At 63.4% G+C, this 23,848-nt stretch carries 22 protein-coding genes; 13 read left to right on the top strand and 9 right to left on the bottom strand.

Going from position 1 to position 23,848, the window contains the following annotated elements; all coding sequences use genetic code 11:
- Positions 1 to 3: 3 nt before the first annotated feature.
- From AC5RTB_RS11295 to AC5RTB_RS11285, 3 genes are read left to right on the top strand one after another with little or no spacing between them, the layout of a single operon-like run.
- Entirely contained in the window at positions 4 to 1,485 is a 1,482-nt protein-coding gene (locus AC5RTB_RS11295; protein WP_494061158.1) for a DUF1538 domain-containing protein, read from the top strand.
- A complete protein-coding gene (locus AC5RTB_RS11290) occupies positions 1,482 to 1,832 on the top strand; it encodes a P-II family nitrogen regulator (RefSeq protein WP_494061157.1) in 351 nt (116 codons plus the stop codon). Before AC5RTB_RS11295 ends, AC5RTB_RS11290 begins: the two co-directional genes overlap by 4 nt.
- A 38-nt stretch (positions 1,833 to 1,870) precedes the next feature.
- On the top strand, positions 1,871 to 2,260 hold the full coding sequence (locus AC5RTB_RS11285; RefSeq protein WP_494061156.1) for a CBS domain-containing protein: 390 nt from the start codon (positions 1,871 to 1,873) through the stop codon (positions 2,258 to 2,260).
- Between the two features lie 3 nt (positions 2,261 to 2,263).
- On the opposite strand, the gene AC5RTB_RS11280 is transcribed toward AC5RTB_RS11285, so the two are convergent.
- The 7 genes from AC5RTB_RS11280 to AC5RTB_RS11250 all read right to left on the bottom strand — a co-directional run bounded on the left by AC5RTB_RS11280 (position 2,264) and on the right by AC5RTB_RS11250 (position 10,328).
- A complete protein-coding gene (locus AC5RTB_RS11280; protein ID WP_494061155.1) occupies positions 2,264 to 3,157 on the bottom strand; it encodes a universal stress protein in 894 nt (297 codons plus the stop codon).
- A 115-nt stretch (positions 3,158 to 3,272) separates the two neighbouring features.
- Positions 3,273 to 4,247, bottom strand: coding sequence for an AEC family transporter (locus tag AC5RTB_RS11275; RefSeq protein ID WP_494061154.1), 975 nt, complete (start codon positions 4,245 to 4,247; stop codon positions 3,273 to 3,275).
- Positions 4,248 to 4,284: 37 nt separating this feature from the next.
- On the bottom strand, positions 4,285 to 5,613 hold the full coding sequence (locus AC5RTB_RS11270; protein ID WP_494061153.1) for an enolase C-terminal domain-like protein: 1,329 nt from the start codon (positions 5,611 to 5,613) through the stop codon (positions 4,285 to 4,287).
- Positions 5,610 to 7,250: an aldehyde dehydrogenase (NADP(+)) gene (locus AC5RTB_RS11265; RefSeq protein WP_494061152.1), complete on the bottom strand. Its 1,641-nt coding sequence runs from the start codon at positions 7,248 to 7,250 to the stop codon at positions 5,610 to 5,612. The genes AC5RTB_RS11270 and AC5RTB_RS11265 overlap by 4 nt, the downstream gene beginning before the upstream one ends.
- A gap of 35 nt (positions 7,251 to 7,285) precedes the next feature.
- A complete protein-coding gene (gene kdgD / locus AC5RTB_RS11260; RefSeq protein WP_494061151.1) occupies positions 7,286 to 8,233 on the bottom strand; it encodes a 5-dehydro-4-deoxyglucarate dehydratase in 948 nt (315 codons plus the stop codon).
- A gap of 135 nt (positions 8,234 to 8,368) precedes the next feature.
- Positions 8,369 to 9,253: a LysR family transcriptional regulator gene (locus AC5RTB_RS11255; RefSeq protein WP_494061150.1), complete on the bottom strand. Its 885-nt coding sequence runs from the start codon at positions 9,251 to 9,253 to the stop codon at positions 8,369 to 8,371.
- 91 nt (positions 9,254 to 9,344) lie between these two features.
- Positions 9,345 to 10,328 carry a 2-hydroxyacid dehydrogenase gene (locus AC5RTB_RS11250; RefSeq protein WP_494061149.1) on the bottom strand — a complete coding sequence of 328 codons (984 nt, stop codon included), beginning with the start codon at positions 10,326 to 10,328 and terminating at the stop codon, positions 9,345 to 9,347.
- A 259-nt stretch (positions 10,329 to 10,587) separates the two neighbouring features.
- Between AC5RTB_RS11250 and AC5RTB_RS11245 the strand changes: the two genes are divergently transcribed.
- From AC5RTB_RS11245 to AC5RTB_RS11220, 6 genes are read left to right on the top strand one after another with little or no spacing between them, the layout of a single operon-like run.
- Entirely contained in the window at positions 10,588 to 12,183 is a 1,596-nt protein-coding gene (locus tag AC5RTB_RS11245) for an ABC transporter substrate-binding protein (RefSeq protein WP_494061148.1), read from the top strand.
- 40 nt (positions 12,184 to 12,223) lie between these two features.
- The gene (locus AC5RTB_RS11240) at positions 12,224 to 13,225 is read left to right on the top strand and encodes an ABC transporter permease (protein WP_494061147.1); all 1,002 of its coding nucleotides are present in this window, start codon (positions 12,224 to 12,226) and stop codon (positions 13,223 to 13,225) included.
- 9 nt (positions 13,226 to 13,234) lie between these two features.
- A complete protein-coding gene (locus AC5RTB_RS11235) occupies positions 13,235 to 14,221 on the top strand; it encodes an ABC transporter permease (protein ID WP_494061146.1) in 987 nt (328 codons plus the stop codon).
- On the top strand, positions 14,218 to 15,267 hold the full coding sequence (locus AC5RTB_RS11230) for an ABC transporter ATP-binding protein (protein ID WP_494061145.1): 1,050 nt from the start codon (positions 14,218 to 14,220) through the stop codon (positions 15,265 to 15,267). Before AC5RTB_RS11235 ends, AC5RTB_RS11230 begins: the two co-directional genes overlap by 4 nt.
- Positions 15,264 to 16,361 carry an ABC transporter ATP-binding protein gene (locus AC5RTB_RS11225; RefSeq protein ID WP_494061144.1) on the top strand — a complete coding sequence of 366 codons (1,098 nt, stop codon included), beginning with the start codon at positions 15,264 to 15,266 and terminating at the stop codon, positions 16,359 to 16,361. Before AC5RTB_RS11230 ends, AC5RTB_RS11225 begins: the two co-directional genes overlap by 4 nt.
- The gene (locus tag AC5RTB_RS11220; RefSeq protein WP_494061143.1) at positions 16,362 to 17,084 is read left to right on the top strand and encodes a sulfite exporter TauE/SafE family protein; all 723 of its coding nucleotides are present in this window, start codon (positions 16,362 to 16,364) and stop codon (positions 17,082 to 17,084) included.
- A gap of 7 nt (positions 17,085 to 17,091) precedes the next feature.
- Here AC5RTB_RS11220 and AC5RTB_RS11215 read toward each other — a convergent pair whose 3' ends face one another.
- Complete coding sequence (locus AC5RTB_RS11215; RefSeq protein WP_494061142.1) at positions 17,092 to 18,051, bottom strand: 2-hydroxyacid dehydrogenase; 960 nt, start codon at positions 18,049 to 18,051, stop codon at positions 17,092 to 17,094.
- A 59-nt stretch (positions 18,052 to 18,110) separates the two neighbouring features.
- Entirely contained in the window at positions 18,111 to 19,427 is a 1,317-nt protein-coding gene (locus tag AC5RTB_RS11210; RefSeq protein ID WP_494061141.1) for an enolase C-terminal domain-like protein, read from the bottom strand.
- A gap of 104 nt (positions 19,428 to 19,531) precedes the next feature.
- On the opposite strand from AC5RTB_RS11210, the gene AC5RTB_RS11205 reads away from it, so the two are divergent.
- From AC5RTB_RS11205 to AC5RTB_RS11190, 4 genes are all read left to right on the top strand, one after another.
- Positions 19,532 to 20,452, top strand: coding sequence for a LysR substrate-binding domain-containing protein (locus tag AC5RTB_RS11205; RefSeq protein ID WP_494061140.1), 921 nt, complete (start codon positions 19,532 to 19,534; stop codon positions 20,450 to 20,452).
- A 194-nt stretch (positions 20,453 to 20,646) separates the two neighbouring features.
- Positions 20,647 to 21,651, top strand: a complete 1,005-nt coding sequence (locus tag AC5RTB_RS11200; RefSeq protein WP_494061139.1) for a Bug family tripartite tricarboxylate transporter substrate binding protein — start codon at positions 20,647 to 20,649, stop codon at positions 21,649 to 21,651.
- A gap of 48 nt (positions 21,652 to 21,699) precedes the next feature.
- Positions 21,700 to 22,305, top strand: a complete 606-nt coding sequence (locus AC5RTB_RS11195) for a tripartite tricarboxylate transporter TctB family protein (protein ID WP_494061138.1) — start codon at positions 21,700 to 21,702, stop codon at positions 22,303 to 22,305.
- A gap of 24 nt (positions 22,306 to 22,329) precedes the next feature.
- Complete coding sequence (locus tag AC5RTB_RS11190) at positions 22,330 to 23,847, top strand: tripartite tricarboxylate transporter permease (RefSeq protein ID WP_494061137.1); 1,518 nt, start codon at positions 22,330 to 22,332, stop codon at positions 23,845 to 23,847.
- Position 23,848 lies beyond the last annotated feature (1 nt).

Below are 23,848 nucleotides of genomic sequence, written 5' to 3'. Positions count from 1 at the left end.
CCGATGGAGCACCTCAGTCGCTTCGCGAATGAATTCGTAAAGGCCCTGAGTAATCTACTGCCCATCGTTGTCGTGGTGACAGTATTCCAGGTACTGGTGTTCCGTAGAGTGCCCGATGACCCGTGGACACTAGTCACGGGACTACTGATAGTGGCAATTGGCATTGCCGTGTTCCTGCAGGGCCTCGACTTGAGCGTATTCCCCGTGGGGAGGAACCTAGCCAACCAGTTCGTCCGGAGCGGTGCGCTCAGGCTGCTGCTGCCGTTTGGCTTCGCGATAGGCTTCGCTGCCTCGATTGCTGAGCCGGCCGTGATCGCCGTGGCCGAACAGGCTGAGCTTGTCAGCGAAGGGCGGATCAACGCGCTGATCCTGCGCTTTGTCGTCGCGGTCTCGGTAGGGCTGGTCATGGTTCTTGGCATTCTGCGGGTGCTGCGCGGCTGGGCGGTATACAAGCTGCTGATCGTCGGGTACGGGGCAGCACTGGCTCTGACCTATGTCGCGCCCGTGGAGATTGTTGGACTGGCCTACGACTCCGGCGGCGTCACGACCAACATCGTCAGCGTTCCTCTGATTGCGGCTATTGGACTCGGTCTTGCCAATTCGATCCGGGGCCGCAGCCAGCTGGTGGACGGTTTCGGACTGGTCGCTCTGTGCGTGATGGTGCCGGTGATCGGTGTGCAGCTGTATGGAACGTGGGTTTATTCCTTCGGCGGAGCCGGGGCATTTCCGCAGGCTGCCTCCGATAACGCGTCTGTGGACGGTGTGGTGGGCATGATCCTTGAGCTGGCGGAAATGATCCGGAATGTCCTGCCGATCGTCGGGGTGGTCGTGTTCTTCCAGTACGTCGCGCTCCAGCGCAGACTCGCCCGACCCTGGCGCGTGGTTGTCGGATTCGTCATGGTCCTGGTGGGTCTCTACGCGTTCGTGGTGGGGCTCAAGCTCGGCCTGTTCCCACTCGGGACGCTCATGGCCAACCAGCTCATCGACCAGGGAACCCCGGCCCTGATTCTGCTCTTCGCCGTGCTCATTGGCTTCGCGGTCACTATGGCCGAACCCGCCCTCGTAGCCATAGGCGAGCAGGCCGAAGACGCTTCCCCCGGCAGGGTTAACGCGGTTGCTGTCCGCATCATTGTCGCTCTTGGGGTCGGGCTTGGAATTGGTTTCGGGGTCTACCGGATCTTGGTGGGCGGGCCGTTTCACTACTTCATCATGGCCGCTTACACGGTGGCGATTGTGCTGGTTTTCCTTGCCCCGAAGTACATTACCGCGCTCGCATTCGACCTTGGCGGGGTGACCACCTCGGAGGTGACAGTTCCGTTGGTAACAGCGCTGGGTATCGGCCTTGCGGCGGCTGTGGAGGGTCGGAACGTGCTGATCGACGGGTTCGGGCTAATCGCCTACGCTTCGATCTTCCCTGTCATTGCTGTGATGGTGTATGCCATGGTGATGGAGAAATTTCCCCGCTTGAGGAGGGAGCTGACATGAAGTTCACCGCCGTCGTCGTGATCGCCCCCGATGAGTTGGAGGACAAGGTGATTGATCGTGCCCACCGCGCCGGTGCGACGGGTGTGACGATCCTGCCGGGCAAGGGCATCGGAGGTGAGGCCCGGAAGACCTTTTTCGGATTGACCTTCGAAGGGACCCAGTCCGTGCTGCTTATGGTCGTCGGCTCGCACCTGACGGCGCCGATCTTGAAGGAACTGCACCAGGTACTGGTCAAGGGCACCGAATCCCGCGGTCTGGCATTCGCCATTCCAATCGAGCACCTCACCGGCATCGACATGCGCCAAATTGTCAGCTTCGAAGAGCACATGCGCCGGGACGAAACCTGACCAAGGCCTCACGGAGACCCCTGTTACGAGGAGGAAGAATGCTCACCGTCAAAGATGTCATGGTGCCCCAGGTCGTGACGATCTCCCCCTACAGCACCCTGCGTGAAGCGCTGTCCATGATGAGGGACCGCCAAGTGAAGAGCCTGGTGGTGGACCGGCAACACGCCCACGACGCCTACGGCATGCTCAGCTACAGGGAACTGCTGGATACCGTCGTCGCTCAGGAGGGCGATGTGGATCTCCTGAACGTCTACGACGCCGCCACCATACCCGCGATCACCGTGAACGAGGACCTGTCCGTGCGTCAGGCAGCCACCCTGATGAGCCGCTACCACCTCAGCAGGTTGGTGGTGGTGGAGGGGAATCAACTCATTGGACTCCTGGCCATGAATGACATCCTCGCCCGCCTCATGGAGGACCTCATCTGAAAATCAAGGAACCGGTGCAACCAGTACGTCCGCTCCGGATAGAGCCAGCACCTGCTTCGTCACGCTTCCCAGGAAGACGCGCTCCAGCAGGGGAGTTTCCCCGTGCCGTCCCATCACGATCAGGTCGCAATAACGGGTTCGTTCCTGTTCCAGGATCTGGTCCAGGGCTGTGCCGTGGCAGGCCAGCAGCCGGACCGTATGCGGGGCCAAACCAGCGGCGTCCGCGAGTTCGTGCAGGTTCTCAAATACCTTGTTCCGTGCCGCATCCAGGAATGGCGCGAGTTCCTCCTCGACAACACGCCCGGCCCTCAGCTTCCCTTCGAAAGGCACACCATAGCCGTGCATGAGGATGATGTCGGCGCCAGGGGCCACCGAACAGGCAAGCATCAGCGCCGGAAGGGAATGCTCGGAGAAATCCACCGGGACCAGAACGTTGCGGTACCGCTCCTGCGGCTCCTGCTTCACGACCAATGCAGCGCGGGCACTCCGCTCGGCCACCCGGGCCGCCGTCGAACCCAGGACCGGATGAGTGAACGTGCCGGTTCCGTGAACGCCGAGGACCACCAGGTCAGCGGATACCTCGATGGCGCGCTCCTCGATCTGCACAAAGGCCGGGCCGGCCTCGACATGAACGCCGACCCGGACACCGTGGAGCTCGCTCAAGCCACCGCCCAGAAGCGTAATCTCCTCACGTCTGTCATCGATGGCGTGCTGCTCCAACCCATCAGGGATCCCCGGAACCAACCGCCGCAACCTGTTCAGGCCCGAAACATTGACCGCGTGGAACAGCTCAAGCACCGCACCCGTATCCCTGCAGAGCAGAGCCGCACGCTCACCCGCAGACACAGCGGCGGGAGAGAAATCCGTGGCCGCCAGCACCGTGCGCACCTGACTCATACCGTCTCCTCACTTCCTTTCGGCTCTGCAGTGAGGCGATGAGGGAAGCGATGGGACCAGTTTACGTTGGGTTGATGTTGGCGGCAGCCCGGCTGACGCGCACCATCTAGTCCGCCTACCCGAGCAACAACGCCACCAGGAGGGACGCCGGCAGCGCCAGAAGTGAGCTCATCAGGATGATGTCCCGCACCAGGGTCACCCTGAGTCCGAACTGGGAGGAGAACAGGAATACGTTCTGCGCCGTGGGCAGGGCGGCCATCGCCACCACACCCAGGAGCGCCGTGCCCTCGACGCGGAACAGGTAGTACGCAACCGCCCACGCGATCACCGGCATGAGCGCCAGCTTCACCACACTTCCGAGCACGACGTCGGCTCGCAGGCTCCGCTGGGCCAGCGGCTTCTGCCCGCGCAGGCTCATCCCGAAAACCACGAGCAGCAACGGAATGGACGCCTGGCCGAGCATCTCCAGCGGAATCCAGATGATGTCCGGCAACGTCACCGAGGTCGCTGCGAGCAGGGCGCCAGCCGCGGTACCGGTGGTCACAGGATTGGCGACCGAACGCAATACGGTCAGCCCAAGCGTTGGCGTAGCGCCGGCAGACTGCGATGAACCGGCCGGGGCGGGCGCCGCCGTCGTTGTTTTCCTGCCGCACCACGCGAAGATGGTGAGGAAGACCGGCGCGATAACCAGCAGCTGGGCCAGCAGCACCGAGACCACCGGAGCTGAGCTGCCGACCGCATATAGGGCGATCGGGATGCCGATGTTACCTGCGTTGACGTAGCAGGAGGCCATGGCGCCAACCGCGGTCTGAGCTGCCGGTCGCTTGAGCGCGAAGCGGCTGAAAAGCGCGTAGACCGCACTGGTTGCGGCAGCCACAACCAGCGCGATCGGCGTAAAGAGGCCGAGCACCTCGGCGAGTTCCGTCTCGGCGAGGAGGATGAACATCAGCGCCGGGTTGGTGATGTAGTAGATCACCGGCGTGAGGCCCTCCTGCATGGCCCGAGTCCGGGTAGGGAGGAGGATCGACGCCATAACGCCCACGCTGACCAGAGCCAGCACAACGCCGAACCCGAGGAGAACCCCCTCCACTGACCCTCCTGTCCCTACCCGGTAACTCCAAGCCGCATCAGCGGACCAGGCAGGGCCTCTTCGGATCGAAGGTCCATTCCGGAATCAGGTACTGCATGGACGTTGCATCATCCCGCGTGCCCAGGCCGTGCTCGAGGTAGAGGGTATGCGCCTCGTCGAGCCGGGTCCTGTCGAGTTCGATGCCGAGGCCCGGAGCGTCAGGAACCCGGATCTCACCGTCGCGAATCTGCAGCGGATCCTTGGTCAGACCCTGACCGTCCTGCCAGATCCAGTGCGTATCCAGTGCCGTGATCTCCCCCGGAGCTGCAGCACCCACGTGGGTGAACATCGCCAGCGAGATGTCGAAGTGGTTGTTGGAGTGCGATCCCCAGGTCAGGCCGAACTCATTGCACAACTGCGCCACCCGGACGGAACCGGCCATGGTCCAGAAGTGCGGATCGGCCAGCGGGATGTCGACGGCATTGGTGCGCACCGCATGGGCCATCTCCCGCCAGTCGGTCGCGATCATGTTGGTTGCTGTCTGCAGCCCGGTTGCGCGCCGGAACTCAGCTACAACCTCGCGGCCTGAGAACTTGCCTTCGGCACCGCACGGGTCCTCGGCGTAGGCCACGACGCCACGCATCCGCTTGCCGAGTCGGATGGCGTCCTCAAGCAGCCAGCCACCGTTCGGGTCGAGCGTGATGCGCGCATCGGGGAAGCGCTCCTTGAGCGCAGTCACGGCGTCCACCTCCAGGTCTCCGGCCTGCACACCGCCCTTGAGCTTGAAGTCGGAGAACCCGTAGCGGGCCTGCGCGGCCTCGGCGAGACGGACCACGGCCTCGGGGGTCATGGCCTCCTCGCGACGCACCCGCTCCCAGCTGTCTGATCCTTCCGGTTCGCGGAGGTAGGGCAGGTCGGTGAGATCAGGGTTGCCGATGTAGAAGAGGTAACCGAGCATCGGCACCGCGTCACGCTGCTGCCCGTCACCGAGCAGTTCTGCGACAGGGACACCGAGGAACTGTCCGTGCAGGTCCAGCAGCGCCGACTCGATCGCGGTTACAGCGTGGACGGTAGTCCGCAGGTCGAAGGTTTGTAGCCCACGGCCTCCGGCGTCACGATCCGCAAAGGCTGCAGCGACCGAACGCAGGAGGCTGCGGAACTGAGCTATCGGTTTGCCCGCGAGGAAGCGTCCGGCCTCCTCGATGGTGGACCGGATGGCTTCGCCGCCCGGAACCTCGCCGAGACCGGTCCGGCCGTCGGAGTCGGTGATGATGACCACGTTGCGGGTGAAAAACGGCCCATGCGCACCGGAGAGGTTGAGCAGCATCGAGTCGTGCCCCGCAACGGGGACAACCTCGACGCCGGCAATGGATGGCTGGGTGCTCAAGCGTCCTCCCCTGTTGCTTCTACCGTCCCTTCAGGCCCTTCATTCTCGGCGACTACGGTGCCGTCAATCCGCCGGTTGAGCTTCCAGGGGTTCGCCTGCTTCACAGGCGCGGGCAGAAGATCCTCGGGGATGTTCTGGTACGCAACCGGCCGGAGGAAACGCTCGATGGCCAGGGTACCGACCGAGGTAGTGCGCGAGTCCGAGGTCGCGGGGAAGGGGCCACCGTGAACCATGGCGTGTCCCACTTCGACGCCGGTGGGCCAGCCATTGGCGAGGATGCGCCCCACTTTGCGCTCAAGCACAGGCAGGACGCCTGCGGCAGTTGCATAGTCGGACTCGGTGAGGTGGAGGGTAGCCGTCAGCTGGCCTTCCAGGCGCTTGGCGGCCGCCACCAGTTCCTCGGTGGAGGAGTAACGAACCACGAGCGAAGCTGCGCCGAAGATTTCCTCGTGCAGAACCGGGTTGCTGAGGAATGTTTCGGCCTGCGTTCCGAAGACGGCAGGCGCCGGGGCGTTCTCCGTGCTTCCCTTTGTACCCTGCGCGACCAGTTCGACACCGTCCTGCGAGCCCAAAGCCTCCACGCCTGCGTTCCAGGAATCTGCAATCCCTCGGGTGAGCATGGTCTGGCCGGCGGCCGGCGTGAGTGCTGCGGCGACTGCAGCCAGGAAGTTGTCACCGGCGTCGCCCGTTGGAACGAAAATGAGACCGGGAGAGGTGCACAGCTGGCCGCTGGAGGCGGTCAGGGACGTGGTGTACGCCTTGGCGAGCTCATCGAGATCACCCTGCAGTGCGCCCTCGAAGAAGATGACAGGGTTGATCGAGCTCATCTCCGCGTACACCGGAATGGGTTCCGGACGTGACGCAGCCGTAGCCATCAGAGCGGTTCCGCCTGAGCGCGAGCCGGTGAAACCGACAGCCTTGATCGCAGGGTCAGCCACAAGCGCCTGACCGATGCTGGCACCGGGGCCATAGATGAGGGAGAAGACGCCCGGGTGGAGTCCGGCGTCGTTCACTGCGTCAGCGATCGCGCGGCCAACAATCTCGCTGGTGCCGGGGTGTGCGTTATGGGCCTTGAAGACGACCGGGCAACCGGCAGCCAGCGCCGAAGCGGTGTCGCCGCCGGCAGTGGAGAACGCGAGCGGGAAGTTGCTCGCCCCGAAGACGGCGACAGGGCCGAGGGGAACCTTGCGCTGACGGATGTCAGCTCGCGGCATCGGCTTCCGGTCCGGCTGCGCGGGGTCGATCCGCACTCCGCGGTGATCGCCCTGGCGAACCACTGATGCGAACAGGCGAAGCTGTCCGGTGGTACGCGCCAGCTCTCCGCGAAGGCGCGGCTCGGGGAGCCCGGTCTCGAGCATCGCCCGTGACACCACCTCGTCACCGGCGGCCTCGATCCTCTCTGCGATTCCGTCCAGGAAGGCTGCATGAGTCTCGGGATCCAGTTGGCTGAAGGACTCGAAAGCCTCCTCAGCTGCGGCCGTGGCGACCTCAAGCTGGGAAACGTCGATCAGCGTGTAGGCGGGCTCCAGCGTTTCGTTGGTGGAGGGGTCAAAACCATTGACAGTCTTGCCGTTGCCGGAAGTGGTCTGCCCGGCAATGATCGAATGGCCCTGAAGCGTAGCGTTCTGGGTAGGCATGAAAGCTCCTTACGGATGGATGACCGGTTGGTTGATCAGGCGGTGGTGAGAGCAGCAGGCGCGGGACGAATTCCGGCTGCGTCGATGAGCGCGCTCAGGTCTGCGAGGTCAGCGTCAGTGAGGTTCTGCAGCGGCGGGCGTACGCCACCGACGTCGCGGCCGACGACCGTGAGCCCACCCTTCACAATCGAAACGCCGTAACCGCGCACCCGATCACGGATGTCGAGGTAGGGCAGTACGAATCGCTGCAGCTTCTCGGTGACGGCTGCATGGTCCTGCTTCCGAACGTCACGGTAGAACTCCAGCGCGAACTCCGGTACGAAATTGTAAAGCGCGGATGAGTAGGTACTCATTCCCAGCTGCAGCAGCGGAAGAGCGAAGGTCTCGGCTGTGGGCAGGCCGCCGAGGTAGAACAGCCGGTCGCCGTTCTTCACGTAGACCTTGGTGAGGTGTTCGATGTCGCCGATGGCGTCCTTGAACCCGATGAAGTTCGGGTGGCGCTCAGCAAGGCGGGCGACGGTGTCCGCGGAGTAAATGGCGTTGGCGCGGTTATAGACGATCACGCCGATCGTAGTCGCGGAGCATACGGCGCTGACGTGGGCAAGGAGCCCTTCCTGGTCGCACTCCGTGAGGTACGGCGGGAGGAGCAGGAGGCCCTCGGCGCCGGCGGCTTCCGCGTCCCTGGCGTTCTGGACGGCCTGTGCAGTGGACCCGCCCGCGGAGGCGAGCACGGGAACCTTGCCGCCGACTTCCTCGACTGCGACGCGGATGACCTGCGCTGCCTCAACCGGGGTCAGGCTGAATCCCTCACCGGTGCCGCCGGCAGCGAAGAGGCCTGCGACGTCGAAGCTTGTCTGCCATGACAGGTGCTGCCGGTATGCATCCTCATCAAACGTCAACTCTGGCGTGAAGGCGGTTACCGGGAAGGACAGCAGGCCGTCCTTGAGCTTCTGAGCGAGTTCGTGGGGCGCGTACTGGGCCACTATGCATCTTCCTTAGGCAGTTCGCCGCGAACGGCGGGTGATGGTGCTTTGCTGGGTTACTTCAACACTAGGAAGTCAGATGATGCTTGTCTAAGCCCACTTTTGTATGGATTGATGCTCTTCGGGTATCAGTTTCTACAAGTCCTTGGTCCTGATGACTTCGAGTAGCCTGCCCAGGGCGGGGTTACGAATCTCCCTGCTCCAGATGGCGTGAAGTTCGACCGCGTCGGGCTCGACATCTGCCAGGCGCAGGTAGGAGACGCCCTCCACACTCAGCATGCTCGCCGATTCCGGCACGAAGGCCACGCCCCGGCCGGCTGCCACCAGCGCCACCATGGTGACGACCTGGCTCACCGTATGCACAACATTTCCGTGCTCCACCGGGATATTGCGGACCACCAGATCGTAGAAGTACCTGGCCTTGGTGGGCGAGTGCATGATCAGCGGCACCCCCTTGAGATCCGTCACCGTCAGCGACCGGTGCAGCAGGTCCAGTTCGTGCCCGGACGGAACAGCCAGCAGCAGGTCCTCGGTGAACAGCAGATGTGACTCGAAAATGTCCACATCAAAGGTCGGCCTCGCGAGGCCGAGGTCCAGATCGCCGTCGGCGATTGCTGCCACCTGCTCACCGGTGACAAGCTCCTGAAGCTCGACATCGACGTCGGGCAGTTCCGTCGCAATCTCCGTCAGCAACGGACCGAGGAGGCTGAAGCCGGAAGCAGCGGTGAAACCGACACGGAGCTGGCCGGACTTACCCGCCGCAATGCGTTGGGCCGTCTTGGGCGCGCGTTCGGCGGCGACAACAAGCTTTCGGGCTTCGACCAGGAAGGCGCGACCGGCAGCAGTGAGTGACACCTTCCGGTTGTCGCGTTCCAACAGCTCGACGCCGACACTTCGCTCGAGCTTCTGGATCTGCCGGCTCAGCGGTGGCTGGGTCATGTTGAGGCGTTCAGCGGCCCGCCCGAAGTGGAGCTCCTCGGCGACGGCAATGAAGCTGCGGGCTTGATCCAAGGTGAACATGATGCCTCACGTGAATTACTGGACGCTGTCAAGCGCTTGACGTGCATCATAGTATCGGTGAGGCGGCCGCGGCGGAGTGCCGGGCCGGCGGCTAGACAGGCGTTACCAATCTTCCCTCGTTCACATAGCTGCGCAGGTTCCTGAGTGTCAGGTCCGCCATCGCGGTGCGGGTTTCGCGAGTGCCGCTTCCCACATGTGGGAGCAGGACCACGTTCTCCAGTTCCAGCAGCTCGGCGGGGACGTGCGGCTCGGACGCGAAGACGTCCAGCCCTGCTCCTGCCAGGCGGCCGTCCGTCAGAGCGGAGACCAACGCCGGTTCATCGATGACGGTCCCACGGGCGACGTTGATCAGGTAACCGTCGCTTCCGAGGGCTGCCAACACCCCGGCGTCCACCAGCCCTGCGGAGTCCGGTCCTCCAGCAGCGGCGACGACCAGAACCTCCACAGCCTGCGCCAGCTCGGCCGGTGACGAATGGTACGTGTAGTCCGAGCCTTCGACGGGCCGGCGGTTGTGGTAATGAATCTCGCATCCGAATGCCTCGAGCCGGGCCGCGATAGCTTTGCCGATACGGCCCAGGCCAAGAATGCCGACCTTCTTGCCTGAGGCTCGCGTGGTCAGCGGGTAGGAGGAAGTCGACTCCCAGTCTCCGCGCCGGACGAACCGATCAGCAGCGCTGGTGCGGCGCAGCACGTCGAGGTAGAGCGACAGCGCGGTGTCTGCAACACACTCTGTCAGCACATCCGGCGTATTGCTGATGGCGATGCCGCGTTCCTGGGCCTGGGCTACATCGGTCGCGTCATAGCCGACACCGAAATTCACGATCGCTTCAAGGTTGGGCAGCCGGCTCATCAGTCCGGTGTCCACCCCGTACCGGCCGGAACAGACGGCGACTTGAATACCCTCCGCGTGCTGTGTGAGGAAGTCCTCCCGTCCGTCGCCGTCCGGGAGGCGCAAAGCACCGAACTCATCGGCCAGTGCGGCAGCGACGGTCGGATTGACCGGACCTACCTGCAGGATGTGTTCGCCGGTGATTGAGGGAGGGTTCTCGGACCGCGCTGCTGTGTCAATGCTCATGCGGTGACACTAGGAAAATCGTTCATTCCGGTCCAACACGTAATTAGCATGGATCGATACCTCCCAGGTATAGATCCCTAAGTTCCGTGCAGTGGCGCGGAAATAGCGTCAGTGGCCCCGTCATTGGCTCGCGCACCGTCCGCTTCACAAAGAATCCACCCCTTGACGGGTCGTGACGACAATCACAAGCTGAGTCCAGCCGGCTTCCATATGAGCACTCTCTCCCCGGCACTCATCACTCGCTTCCTCGGAGGAAACAATGACGTTTGAACCCTCAACCGGGTCACCTGAACTGGCGGGCACGGGCAGGCGCCGCCTAACTCTCGCCCTGACATCTGTAACGATCGGCGGTTCCATGGTGCTGAGCGGCTGCGCCGTAGCCAACTCGGGCGATGCCGAAGGAGGACCCGCTGAGGCCTCAGACACGCTTCGGGTCGTCCTTCAGCAGGAGCCGCCCACGCTGGAACCCTGCGAATCGAACCTCACGAGCACCGGCGTCGTCGACCGCTCCACGATCACCGAACCGCTCGTTGAGCGAAACCCGTCCTCTGGAGAGCTCGAACCGAAGCTCGCCACGGAATGGAGCTCCGACGATGACACCACGTGGACCTTCAAGCTCCGCGAAGGCGTGACCTTCCATGACGGCAGCGACTTCACCGCAGAGGATGCGGCGCACACCGTCGAACGCGCCGTCAACTCCGAGTTGGGCTGCAATGTGGAGGGCTACGTATTCGGTGATGATGACCTCGCCGTCGAGGTTGTCGATGACACCACACTGACCGTCACCACCGCCGCACCGGACCCGATCCTTCCCTTGCGTCTGTCCTTCCTGGAAGTTGTCCCGAGCGAGACCTCGGATACCGAGAAGGTGCGTGAGCCGATCGGCACCGGCCCGTACCAGCTCGAGGAGTGGCAGGCAGGACAGAAGATTACTCTCTCTGCCTACGACGGATACTGGGGCGAAAAGCCCGCTTTCCCGAAGGCCGAATATCAGTGGCGTGCCGAGGGCACCGTGCGCGCTGCCATGGTGACTTCCGGCGAAGCAGACATCGCAATGGGCCTCGCTCCGGAGGACAACATCGGCGACCTTGGGGTCCCATACCCGAACAATGAGACCGTGGCGCTTCGGATGCACAACGAAAAGCCGCCGTTTGACGACATCCGAGTACGTCAGGCGGTCAACTACGCAATCGACAAGGAAGGCATTGTTGCCAGCCTTTATGGTGGCCGGGAGACCGTCGCAGCCCAGCTGGTGCCCGAAGGAATCGTCGGCCACAACACCGAGCTTGAAGGCTGGCCGTTTGATCTGGAGCAGGCCAAGTCCCTCGTTGCAGAAGCGAAGGCCGACGGCGTGGACACCAGCGCACCGATCAGCCTGATCGTCCGCAACGCCCAATTCCCCAAGATCCAGGAACTGGGCCAGGTGCTCCAGGAACAGCTGACGCAGGCTGGACTGAATGTCGAACTGAAGATGCTCGAAACCAGTCAGCACCTTCAGTACCAGGTTCGGCCGTTCGTTGAGGACGAGGGCGCCATCCTGCACATGACACAGCACGGCAACCAGGCTGGTGACGCCGCCTTCACCGTTGACCAGTACATGATGACCGACGGCGCTCAGAGCGCATTCGGGACCCCTGAGCTGGACGCCATGATCGAAAAGGCCAACGCTGCCACCGATGAGGATCGGCAGAGCGCATTCGAGGAGATCTTCGCTTACCAGAACGACGAAGTTGTCCAGTTCGCTCACATCATGCACCAGACCGGCATGATCGGGAAGGCCGCCACCATCGACTACGAGCCGAACTCGTCCTCCGGTGACGAACTGCGGCTGGCTGAAATCAAGCCGGCTCAGTAGCCACCCAACACCCAGGAGAGTGGAATAGGAGAGGGAAGCCATGCTGACCTACTTACGGAAACGCATTGTTTCCAGTGCATTGCCGCTGGTGGTCGTCATCATCGGAGTCTTCGCCCTGGCGAGAATGACCGGAAACCCGGCCAGCCTGTACCTGCCGCTGAACGCAACTGAGCAGATGCGGGAGGACTTCGCGACCCGAAACGGCCTTGACCAGCCGCTGTGGGCCCAGATGGTCGATTACTTCGGCGGGGTACTCCAACTGGACTTCGGCACTTCCCTCCGGACGGGAGAGTCCGCGGCAGCCATGGCGCTGCGGGCTTTCCCGGCCACCCTTCAACTGGCTGTCACCACCATGGTGCTGGCCATCGTCCTTGCCGTCATTGTCGGCAGCTGGGCAGCGCTCAAGCCCAATGGCATCGCCGACAGGATTGCCAGCTTTGTATCCATGGCAGCGGCTTCCATCCCGGATTTCTGGCTGGCGATTGTGGGCATCTGGATTTTCGCAATCACCCTGGGGTGGCTGCCTACCTCCGGCGTCGGCGGGTCTGAAGCCTGGATCCTGCCGATCGCCACTCTGATGATGCGTCCTTTCGGGGCGCTCGTCCAAGTGGTCCGCGGAGCAATGGTGTCAGCCCTCTCCGAGCCTTATATCAAGCTCGCACGCAGCAAGGGCGCTTCGCAGAAACGCGTCATCACCCGGCATGCTCTGCGCAATGCCGCCGCACCGGCACTCACGGTTGCGGGCGATCTCATGGTCGGTCTCATCAACGGTGCGGTTGTCGTGGAAACCATCTTCGGCTGGCCTGGGATCGGGAAGTTGATGATCGATTCGATCCTCCAACGGGATTTCGCCGTCCTCCAGGCCGCCGTGCTGCTGACGGCGATCGCCATCTTCGTGCTGAACATCCTGATTGATCTCGCCTACGCCCTGTTGGACCCGCGGGTCCGGCCCGCTGGCACCGGCACGCGACGGAAGAAAAAGGCACTGGCGAACGAATCCTTCCCCGCTGATACAACGCCCAACGCGACAGCCAAGGCCTAGGAGAACACGATGATTGAAACTTCGGGCACCGCAGCCGAGCACAACGGCGGGCGGAAGGTGAAAGGCGGCGCCACAGCGGCCAAGCACAACCATCCGAGCATGTTGCGCATGCTGCTGCGCGACAAGTTTGCGTCCGTCGGCGCAGTCATCCTGCTCATTGTGGTGGCGACAGCCGTCTTCGGCCCCATGCTGATGGGCGAGCTGGCCACACGCCAGAATCTTCTGTTCGCGAACAAGCCTCCGTTCGACCCCGCGAACGGCTGGGAATACCTACTGGGCTCCGACTCCCTCGGACGCTCCGTCCTGGCCAGGCTGGTCGTTGCAACCAGGACTACCCTGCTGGTCGCTATTCCCGCTGTGATGGTTGCCCTGATGATCGGTTCACTATGGGGAATCTGGGCGGGCTATCACCGCGGTTGGAGGGAGAACGTCTCGATGCGCATCGCCGATGTAATCATGAGCTTCCCCTCACTGCTGCTGGCCGTCGTCGTGCTCTATGTCTTCAACCCGTCGATCGCGAACATCGTCCTGATCCTCGCCTTGACCCGCATCCCGATCTACCTCAGGACTGCCCGAGCCGAATCAGCCGAACTGCAGAGCCGCACCTTCGTCGACGCTGCACGCACCTTCGGCGCAAGACCGAACGCGATTATCCGCCGGCACGTCATACCCGTTGTCACCCCCACCCTCCTCACTCTGGCCACGCTTGAGTTCTGCTACGTGATGCTCGCCGAGTCATCGCTGTCCTTCCTCGGGATCGGCATCCAGCCGCCGGACGTGAGCTGGGGCCTGATGGTTGCCCAGGGCCGGCAATACCTGCAGACGGCCTGGTGGCTTTCCATCTTCCCGGGCATCGCGATCGTGGTCACAGCGATTGCTGCCAACATGCTCGCCGCCTGGCTCCGCATCGCGACGGATCCCGGGCAGCGCTGGCGACTGGCACTGCCGGGCCGGAAGAAACTCGTGACCCGCCTCGTCGCCAAGGAGTCCAAGTGACCAAGACTGAGACCACTGAACATATCCCCTCATCCGAAGGTTCTCATCCCGTAGTTCTGCGTGTGGACGGACTCGACGTCGACATTCGCACTCCGTTCGGTACAGTGCGGGCAGTCAGCTCAGCCGGTTTCGAAGCCCGTGCGGGCCAGACGCTGGCACTGCTCGGTGAGTCAGGGTGCGGCAAGTCAATGACTGCCAAGGCTATCGCCGGACTACTCGATCCGGTAGCGCACGTGGCCGGCGGATCGATGCAGCTCGAAGGCAAGGAACTCGCCGGGATGGGAGCCAAACAACGACGCAAAATTGCGGGTGCGGAACTGGGGATCGTCTTCCAGGACGCCCTCACCGCGCTCAACCCGGTCTATCCGGTGGGCGTTCAGATCGGCGAAACCTTCCGGATTCATCGCGGCCTTTCCGCTGCCGACGCACGGAAGGAAGCAATCGCCCTGATGGCTCGCGTGGGGATCCCGCAACCGGAGTCACGGGTCGATGCATACCCCTATCAGTTCTCGGGCGGGATGCGCCAGCGCATACTCATCGCAACGGCGGTAGCGCTCAGCCCTCGCCTGCTCATCGCAGATGAGCCGACCACCGCACTCGACGTCACAGTTCAGGCGCAGATCATGGATCTGCTGCGCAGATTGCGGGAAGAAGAGGACATGGCGGTGGTGCTCATCACACATGACCTCGCCGTGGTCGCGGAGGAAGCTGACACCGTCTGCGTCATGTACGCGGGCACCGTCGTGGAATCCGGGCCTGTGGAGGAGGTCTTCGCCGACCCCCGTCACCCGTATACCAAGGGACTACTGGAGTCCGTGCCGACGGACGCGGAGCGCGGCGCCATCCTCTCCTCGATCCCAGGCAGCCCGCCCGAACTGAAGAACATTCCACCCGGCTGCGTGTATCAGGACCGCTGTCCCCTCGCCCAGGAAGTGTGCCGCGCGGAGCGCCCCACCCTGCGTGCAACAGGACCCGACCGCTCAGCAGCGTGCCATTTTTCCGAACTACTCGATGCCCGGACGCCCCTGAAGGAAACCACGTCATGACCGCACAGCTTGAGGGAGTACACGAGCCCGGCACCGCAGCCCTTGAGGTTCGCGATGTCACCAAGATCTTCCATGTCGGCCGGAGCGGATCGGGCAGCAACGAGCTGCGCGCTTTGGATGGCATCAATCTGTCCGTGGGCCGGGGTGAAACGCTCGGCCTGGTCGGCGAGTCAGGTTGTGGAAAATCAACCCTCGCCCGAACCTTGATGCTGCTGGAAAAGCCCGACGGCGGAACCGTGACCTTCGACGGGAAGGATCCATTCAGCCTCCGGGGCAAGGAGCTGCTGGCTTGGCGGCGCAGGGTCCAGATGGTCTTCCAGGACCCGTTCGCCTCGTTGAATGCCCGAATGAGCGCCGGAGACATCATCTCGGAGCCCTGGGCAACCCATCGCGGGCTATTCAGTTCGGCACGCGAACGGGAGGCACGCCTGCACGAGCTACTGGAACTGGTTGGCCTGCGTATATCTGATGCAAAGAAGTCGCCGCAGGAGTTTTCCGGCGGCCAGCGCCAACGCATCGGCATTGCGCGCGCACTGGCGCTGAACCCGGAACTGATCATCCTGGATGAACCTGTATCCGCCCTGGACCTTTCGGTGCAGGCGCAGGTGCTGAACCTGCTCAACGAGTTGCAGGAGAAACTGGGCGTCAGCTACATCTTCATCTCCCACGACCTGTCCGTTGTACGTCATGTCACCGATCGCGTGGCTGTGATGTATCTAGGACGGATCATCGAGACGGGCACCACGAGCGATGTCTTCGAACGACCCCTTCACCCTTACACCGCAGCGCTCATGTCCGCCTCCCCGAAGCTGAATCCGGCGGACCGGCCGGCCGAGCGGATCGTCCTGCGCGGGGAACTTCCGTCACCGATCGATCCACCCTCAGGTTGCCGGTTCCGCACGCGCTGTTGGAAGGCCCAGGGCATTTGCGCCCGCGAGGCTCCGCCCGCACAGACCGCTGCGCAGGCCGGCCGGGTATCGCTCGGCATCCCGCAGCTGCACTCTATGGGGCCCGGCCCACAGCATGCAGCGGAGTGTCATTTCCCGCTCGCCGATACGGCTGAGGCTGGACTCACGTCTGCTCCGGTTGGGTAAGTGAGTCCTACCGAATACGTTGTCCTGGCCTTCACGGTCTGCGCCGCGACCGCCATACAGGGATCCATCGGGTTCGGCGCGGGATTGATCGCCGCTCCTGTCATTGCACTCATTGCGCCGGAACTACTACCTGCGCTTGTGGTGATGCTCGCTTGTCTGGTCACCCTGCTGGTCACCGTCCGTGACCGGGCTGAGCTCGATGTTAGGGGTGCTGCATGGGCGCTCGCCGGCCGCATTCCCGGCAGTGTACTCGGCGCATGGCTTGCGGTCGCCATGTCCACAGTGGCACTCTCCTGGCTGGTGGCGGCCAGCGTCCTGGCTGGCATCGGGTCCGCTTATCTTGGCTGGCGGCCGGCACCCACACGCCCGGCCCTGGTGATGGCTGGCACCATCTCCGGGGTCATGGGCACTGCGACCGCCATCGGCGGAGCTCCCATGGCCATCGTTTGGCAGGGGCAACCGCCGGCCCGCCTCCGCGCGACCATGAGCGCGTTCTTTCTGGTCGGCTCCCTGGTGTCGGTGCTCCTGCTGAATGTAGCCGGAGCGGTTGCCGGCACCACCCTGGCTGCTTTCCTCTGGCTCTCGCCGGTGGTGTTCATTGGTTTCGCGTTGTCGCGATGGGCCAACCGGTTCATGAACGCCGAGCGGCTGCGGACCATCGCGCTGGCAGCTTCAGCGGGTGGAGCCCTGCTTCTGATCGTCCGCCTTCTGGCCGACGGGTAGTCGAACGCTAACGCACCTGGTTCTGGAGCGCCTTGCCGGTGGCAAGACGGTTCACGTTGTCGGCAATGTCATTGGCGCGCAGCTCGAACGTAGATTGTGCGTGACCGGAATAGTGCGGCGTGAGCAGGGCATTAGGCAGGTCGGTGAACGGGTAGTCAGCCGGCGGAGTGCGGCCAGGCGCCGGCGCGCCCCACCACACATCGATCGCGGCGCCGCCGATCCGCCGCTCCAGCAACGCGTCGTACAGCGCGGCCTGATCCACCACCGGTCCCCGCGCGACATTGATAAGCAGCGCATGCTCCTGCATCGCCGCCAGTTCTGCGGGTCCGATGAGGCTCTCGGTCGTGGGCGTAAGCGGAACGGTGACCACAACGACGTCGGACTCCGCGAGCAGGCGCGGCAGGTCGCCGATACCGCCTATCCAGCGCGGCTTCGCGCCGCCGTCGGGCAGGGGCGCGTCGGGGCGGTTCCGCACAGCCACCACCTCCATCCCGACCGCGGTGGCAAGGCGGGCCACCTCGCTGCCGATACCTCCGAATCCGATGACCCCAAGGGTCATGCTGTCCAGGGTGCGGTGCAAAGGCACCCGCCCGTCGGTAGCGATGGTCCGCCACACACCCGCTCGAAGCTCCTCGCTGACGGTCTGAAGTCGCCGGGTGAGCGCCAGGATAGACATCAGGACATGCTCAGCGATGGGCCGCTCATGGTGGAAGGTGTTGGCCACTGCCGTGCCCGCCGGCAAAGCGTCAACCGCGATCCGATCCAGTCCGGCTCCCGTCACGTGCACCAGCCGCGCACGGCAGGCCGCAGCCTCGGCGGCGTTCATTCTGGAACAGACGACGACGTCGGCAGCGCCGGTCGCTCGCAAGCTTTCCTCCGGAGGGGCGTCAGCCACGAAATGCCAGCGGTGGTCCGGCGCACCAGCCATCAGCCTCTCGGCAAAACGGGAAATAATTGGATCGGTCACCACCACGTCCAGTACCGCAGCATCATGTTGAGGTGGTTCGGCGGGCCCTGACTCGAGGGTTACCACCGCGGGCTCTGGAGCCGGTAGTCGGGCTGGATACGACGCATATACCCGGTGTCGTCACGTTCCCTGATTCCGCTGTCCAGGTACTGCCGGTGCAGCCGCTCCAGGGCATCCGGATCCAGTTCGACTCCCAGTCCCGGCGCCGTCGGAACGGCCACGGATCCCTCCCGGAAAGTGAGGGCTCCGGGCAGGACGATGTCCTCATCCTCGCGCTTCCACGGCCAGTGGGTGTCACAGGCATAGTCAAGGTTGGGAGTGGTCGAAGCCAGGTGCACCATGGCCGCGAGGCTGATGCCCAAGTGTGAGTTTGAGTGCATCGACAGCCCCAGTCCGAACGTCTCTGCGATCCCAGCCAAAGTCTGTGTTTGGCGTAACCCTCCCCAGAAGTGATGATCAGAGAGCACCACGTCCACTGCGCCGGCGGCAACGGCCGGGGGAATGTCATTGAAGCTCACCACGCACATGTTGGTGGCCAGCGGCAGCCCGACGTTGCGACGCACTTCCGCCATGCCCTCGATTCCGGGCGTGGGATCTTCCAGATACTCCAGAACACCCTCAAGTCGTCGGCCAATACGGATCGAGGTATCCACGGTCCACGCGGCATTCGGGTCGATGCGCAGGGGCATCTCGGGGAAGGCTGCGCGGAGTGCTTCAACAGCGGCGGCTTCTTCGTCGGGTTCGAACACGCCGCCCTTCAGCTTGAGCGCGTTGAAACCGTAGTCAGCGACCATGCGCCGGGCCTGTTCAACGATGCCTTCGGGGTCGAGGGCGGCTCCCCAATCATCGTCACCCTGATCAGGGTGTCCTGCCCATTTGTAGAAGAGGTAGCCACTGAATGGCACCGCTTCACGGACCGCGCCGCCGAGAAGCGCGCTGACCGGCAGACCGAGCAGCTTGCCCTGAATATCAAGCGCGGCGACGTCGAACGGAGAGAGCACACGGTCCGCTGTGGATGAGCCCGTGACCATACCGCTCATTCCATGGCCGCCCTGCGTACTGTCGGCCGTCAGTGCGCGGGCCACCCTGATACGCAGGTCGTTGATATTGAAGGGGTCGGCTCCGGTGACCGCTTCTGCCGCCAAGCGAAGGCGAGCCAGATGACCGGCGTCTCCGTAGGTTTCACCGAGTCCGGTGACACCGGCGTCGGTATGCAGTTGGAGGATAGCCCTCAGCGCGAAGGGCTCGTGCACCCCTACCGTATTAAGGAGCGGTGGATCTGCGAAGGCCACTGGTGTAATCGTTACGCCTGTGATGGTGCTCTGTCCGGTGTACGGCGACGGGTACCGGAGCTCGGCGTCCGGGGAAGCTGACATTAGGGGGTCCTTTCGCGGCGGCGCTGGGTTGCCTTCACGCTAAGCCCCTTCAATCATTGCTGTCCAAGCTAAAATAAGCACGAAATCATGCAAGGAGTGAATCCATGTTTTCGCTTATTCAGCTGGAGTCCTTCGTCGCGGTCGCAGAGGAACTACATTTCGGCGCTGCCGCAGCTCGACTCAATATGACCCAACCGCCGCTTAGCCGCCAGATTCAGTTGCTGGAACGCGAGCTTGACTCTCAGCTTTTCGAACGCAGCAGCCGGAAGGTCGAGTTGACCGCAGCCGGGAAGGTACTCCTGCCGGCGGCCCGGCGGGTTCTTGACCTCTGCGCCAAGACATCTTTGGACGTGCGCCGGGTTTCGACCGGCGATGCCGGCACAATAATGGTCGGCTACACGGCCATCGCAGGCCAGGTGGCGCTGCCGGGGATTCTCCGCAAGGCGGGGGCCCAGATTGCGGGGGTGTCCTTTGTCCTCCGCGAAGCAGTATCAGTTGATCAGCTGGATGCTATTACGCGGGGCTCCATAGATATCGGACTCTTGCGCCCGATTGTGGCCCGTCCGGGCGTGATCACCCGACCCTTCCTGGACGACCGCTTGGTGGCAGCGCTTCCGGAGGGACATGCGCTGGCGACCGGGGAGGGCGTTTCCCTCCGCCAACTGGATGGTGAGCCCTTGATGATGTACTCCACCGCCGAGGCGCGCTACTTCTACGACTTGGTCATGCGCTTATATGAAAGCGCCGGAGTTCACCCCCGGGTCACTCAATTCGCCAGTCAGGTTCCCGCTCTGCTCGCCTTTGTCGCGGCAGGCCTCGGCGTCACTCTGGTGCCGGCGTCATCAAAAGAGTTCTCACCGTCCGGCGTCCAGTTCGAGGAATTGAGGGGGCCCGCCAGCCTCGCGGAATTGAATCGCGCGGATCTGCACGTCGCGTGGAACGAATCGACGACCAATCCGGCAGTCCTGCGTTTGTTGGACATTATTCTGGAAGACCACGCCGAAAATTCGGAAGCCATCTCGTAGGTTTCTTCCCACGCTGGGTGCCTTTCCCAGCCGCAGTGATGCGTCGCGAGCATCACTTGATGCAATTGTGGGCTTGGACACGCATAACTGCTGCTCCGTAAAGTCTTACCAGGGCCGAGCCGTGAGTGCCATCACATCCTTCGCTCAGAGCCCCCAGCCGGACAACGCCGTTCCCGAATGAGGAGTACCAACTCGTGAAAGCATCACTTACCCACCGCGTCCTGATCGCGACTACCGCAACAGCCGGTGTGCTCGCGCTCTCAGCCTGCGGTGGAAACGTAGGCGGCGGCAGCGCCGCGCCCACCGAAGAGTTCCCCAGCGGCCCCGTCACGATCACCGTTGGGCAGGATGCCGGCGGCTCAACCGACCGCATCGCCCGCTCGGTAGCCGAGGGCATGGCCGAGGACCTGGGTGTTGCAGTACCCGTCGTGAACAAGGCAGGCGCAAACGGCGCCGTGGCCACCAAGGAAGTTGCCGGCATGGAGGCGGACGGCCATAACCTGGTTCTCCTCAACGCCTCGCTGATCACCATCACGCCGCTCGCGGTTGGTGAAGATGAATCCGTAACGCTGGATAACCTTGATGTGATTGCCGGCTTGTCGCAGGATGACTACGTTCTGGTGGCCAGCCCCGAGTCCGGGTTCGAGTCCCTCGCCGACATCAAGGAGAGCAGCGGCGACCTGAACTTCGGCACCACGGGCGTCGGCACCGGCTCCCAGCTGGCGCAGGCGGTTCTGTTCGCTCAGGCGGAGATCGACGGCACCGCCGTACCGTTCGATTCCGGTTCACCTGCCCTGACCGCCGTCATGGGCGATCAGGTCGATGTTGCCACGATTCAGCTCGGTGAGGCCCTCCCGCAGATCGAAGCTGGTGCGGTCACCCCGATCGTCACTTTCGCCGGTGAGCGTAGCGAATTCCTTTCTGACGTCCCGACCGCCATTGAAGAGGGCTACGAAGTCCCTGTTTCCCAGTACCGTGCGCTCGCCGCACCGAAGGGACTCCCGGAGGACGTAAAGGCCCGACTGGTTGAGGCCGTTGAAGCAGCCCAGGGCAGTGAGACCTACCAGGAATTCAACAAGCAGAACATCCTCGCACCGTGGGAAGTTTCCGGTGAAGAGGTTGTCGAGGAGTGGAACTCCCTCGCCGAGAAGTACAAGGCACTGGTCGAGGAATACGACATCTCGCTCGCCGGCGAGTAACACCTCGTCCCAGGCCGAGCCGAGACCTCAGTTGAAATGAGCGCTGCAATGAAGCCCAAACGCACAACCGGAGCCGCATCCAACGGCTCGACCGACGCGAAGGTCGTTGACGAAGTCAAGGAAGTAAGGCACGCCCATGACTTCGAAGATCCGGGGACACCTGTCCTGTCGCCGGAGGAGCTCGCTGCCGAGTGGGAAGCGGATTCCGCTCCGCCGGCCGGCCCGGTCGCGAACCTCGCCTCCTCCCTCGTGGCGGCCGGTGTAGGCGTGGCCGGCATGATCATTGCTGTGGGTCTCGGCCTCGGCTCGCCGGGCCAGCCCAGTCCAGGAACCTGGCCGTTTGCCATCAGTCTCATCATCACCGTTCTCGCCCTCGCGCAAGTGGTCATTGGCCGGCGCGGGGGCCTGGACGGGGAGAAATTCTCCCCGCTGTCGCGGATGGCCGGCTACGGATTCGCGACGCTGCTCGCCATGGTCTGGCTCATGCCGGTCATCGGCTTCGAAATTCCATCCCTGTTGCTGTGCTTCATCTGGATGAAATTCCTCGGCGGAGAAACCTGGCGGGCGGCTTCCATCTATTCGGTGCTAGTCGTCATCGTCTTCTACGCAATCTTCATCCTCGGCCTGGGGACCTCGATCCCCCACCTCTTCTAGCCCTGAAGCACAAAAGGACCCGCCATGGATTACCTGAACCCGGTCATTGACGGCTTCGGCGTCGTTCTAGACCCGCAAAACTTCCTCTACTGCCTGATGGGCGTCGTGATCGGCATGCTCATCGGCGTGCTGCCGGGCCTAGGTCCCGCAGCAACGATCGCGATCCTGCTGCCGCTTACGTACGGCATCGAACCCGTAACGGCGATCATCATGCTCGCCGGCATCTTCTATGGCGCCCAGTACGGCGGAACCATCACGTCCGTCCTCCTGCGACTTCCCGGTGAGGCGAGCTCGGTCGTGACCGTGTTCGACGGCTACGTGCTCGCAAAGCAGGGCAAAGCCGGAACCGCCCTCGGCATCGCTGCCATCGGCTCCTTCATCGGTGGCACCGTTGCGATCATCGGACTCACCTTCCTGGCTCCGCTGGTTGCCAGCTTCGCACTCGATTTCGGTCCGCCGGAATACACCGCCCTTGCCCTCGTGGGAATCCTGTTGGTGGCGACAATCAGCGGCGGAACCAAGATCAAGGCGCTCATCGCCGCAGCAGTCGGCCTGCTGCTGGCAACCGTGGGTCGCGATGTGTTCACCGGCGCCGAGCGCTTCACCTTCAGCAACCTGAGCCTGGCGGACGGTATCGACTTCGTCCCCATTGCCATGGGCCTCTTCGGCCTCGGCGAGATCCTCTACAACCTCGAAGAGCGCCACCGGGCGGTCAGCGCACCGGCCAAAGTCGCCAATGTCTGGCCCTCCCGTACAGACCTGCGCAAGTCTTCCGGCGCGATCGGCCGCGGCTCCGTCCTCGGATTCTTCCTCGGGATCCTCCCCGGCGGCGGCGCGACGATCTCCTCCATGGTGTCCTACGCGGTGGAGAAGAAGCGCGCCAAGGACCCCACACGGTTCGGCAGAGGCGCGATCGAGGGTGTTGCCGGGCCGGAAACCGCCAACAACGCCGCCGCGACCAGCTCCTTCATTCCGTTGCTCACCCTGGGTATCCCCGCCAATGCCACCATGGCGATCATCTTCGGCGCCCTGCTGATCCATGGCATCACCCCGGGACCCCAACTGATCTCCGAGAATCCGGACCTATTCTGGGGTGTTGTGAACTCGATGTACATCGGCAACATCCTGCTCCTGATCATGTCCATCCCGCTTATCGGCGTGTTCGTGAGGATCCTGCGCGTCCGTGCCGCCATCCTGGCCCCGATCACCGCACTGATCACCATCTTGGGCGCGTACACCATCCGTAACTCGATGTTCGATGTACTGCTTGTGGTCCTCTTCGGAGTCCTGGGCTACCTCATGAAGAAGTTCGGCTTCGAGCCGGGCCCCCTGGTGCTGGCGTTCGTGCTCGGCGAGCTGCTCGAGTCCAACCTGCGCCGTTCCCTCCTGGTGTTTGGAGGAGACATGTCCGGATTCGTCACCCGCCCGATCTCGGGAACTCTGCTGCTGATCTTCGTTGTCGTAGCCGTCAGCCCCATGATCCAGTCCGCCCTGACCAAGCGCAGGCAGCGCAACACCGACCGCGTTACCGCAGATTCCTAGG

Source organism: Arthrobacter sp. M71 S08, from assembly GCF_059089725.1.
This window is presented reverse-complemented; position numbering and strand designations above follow the sequence as displayed.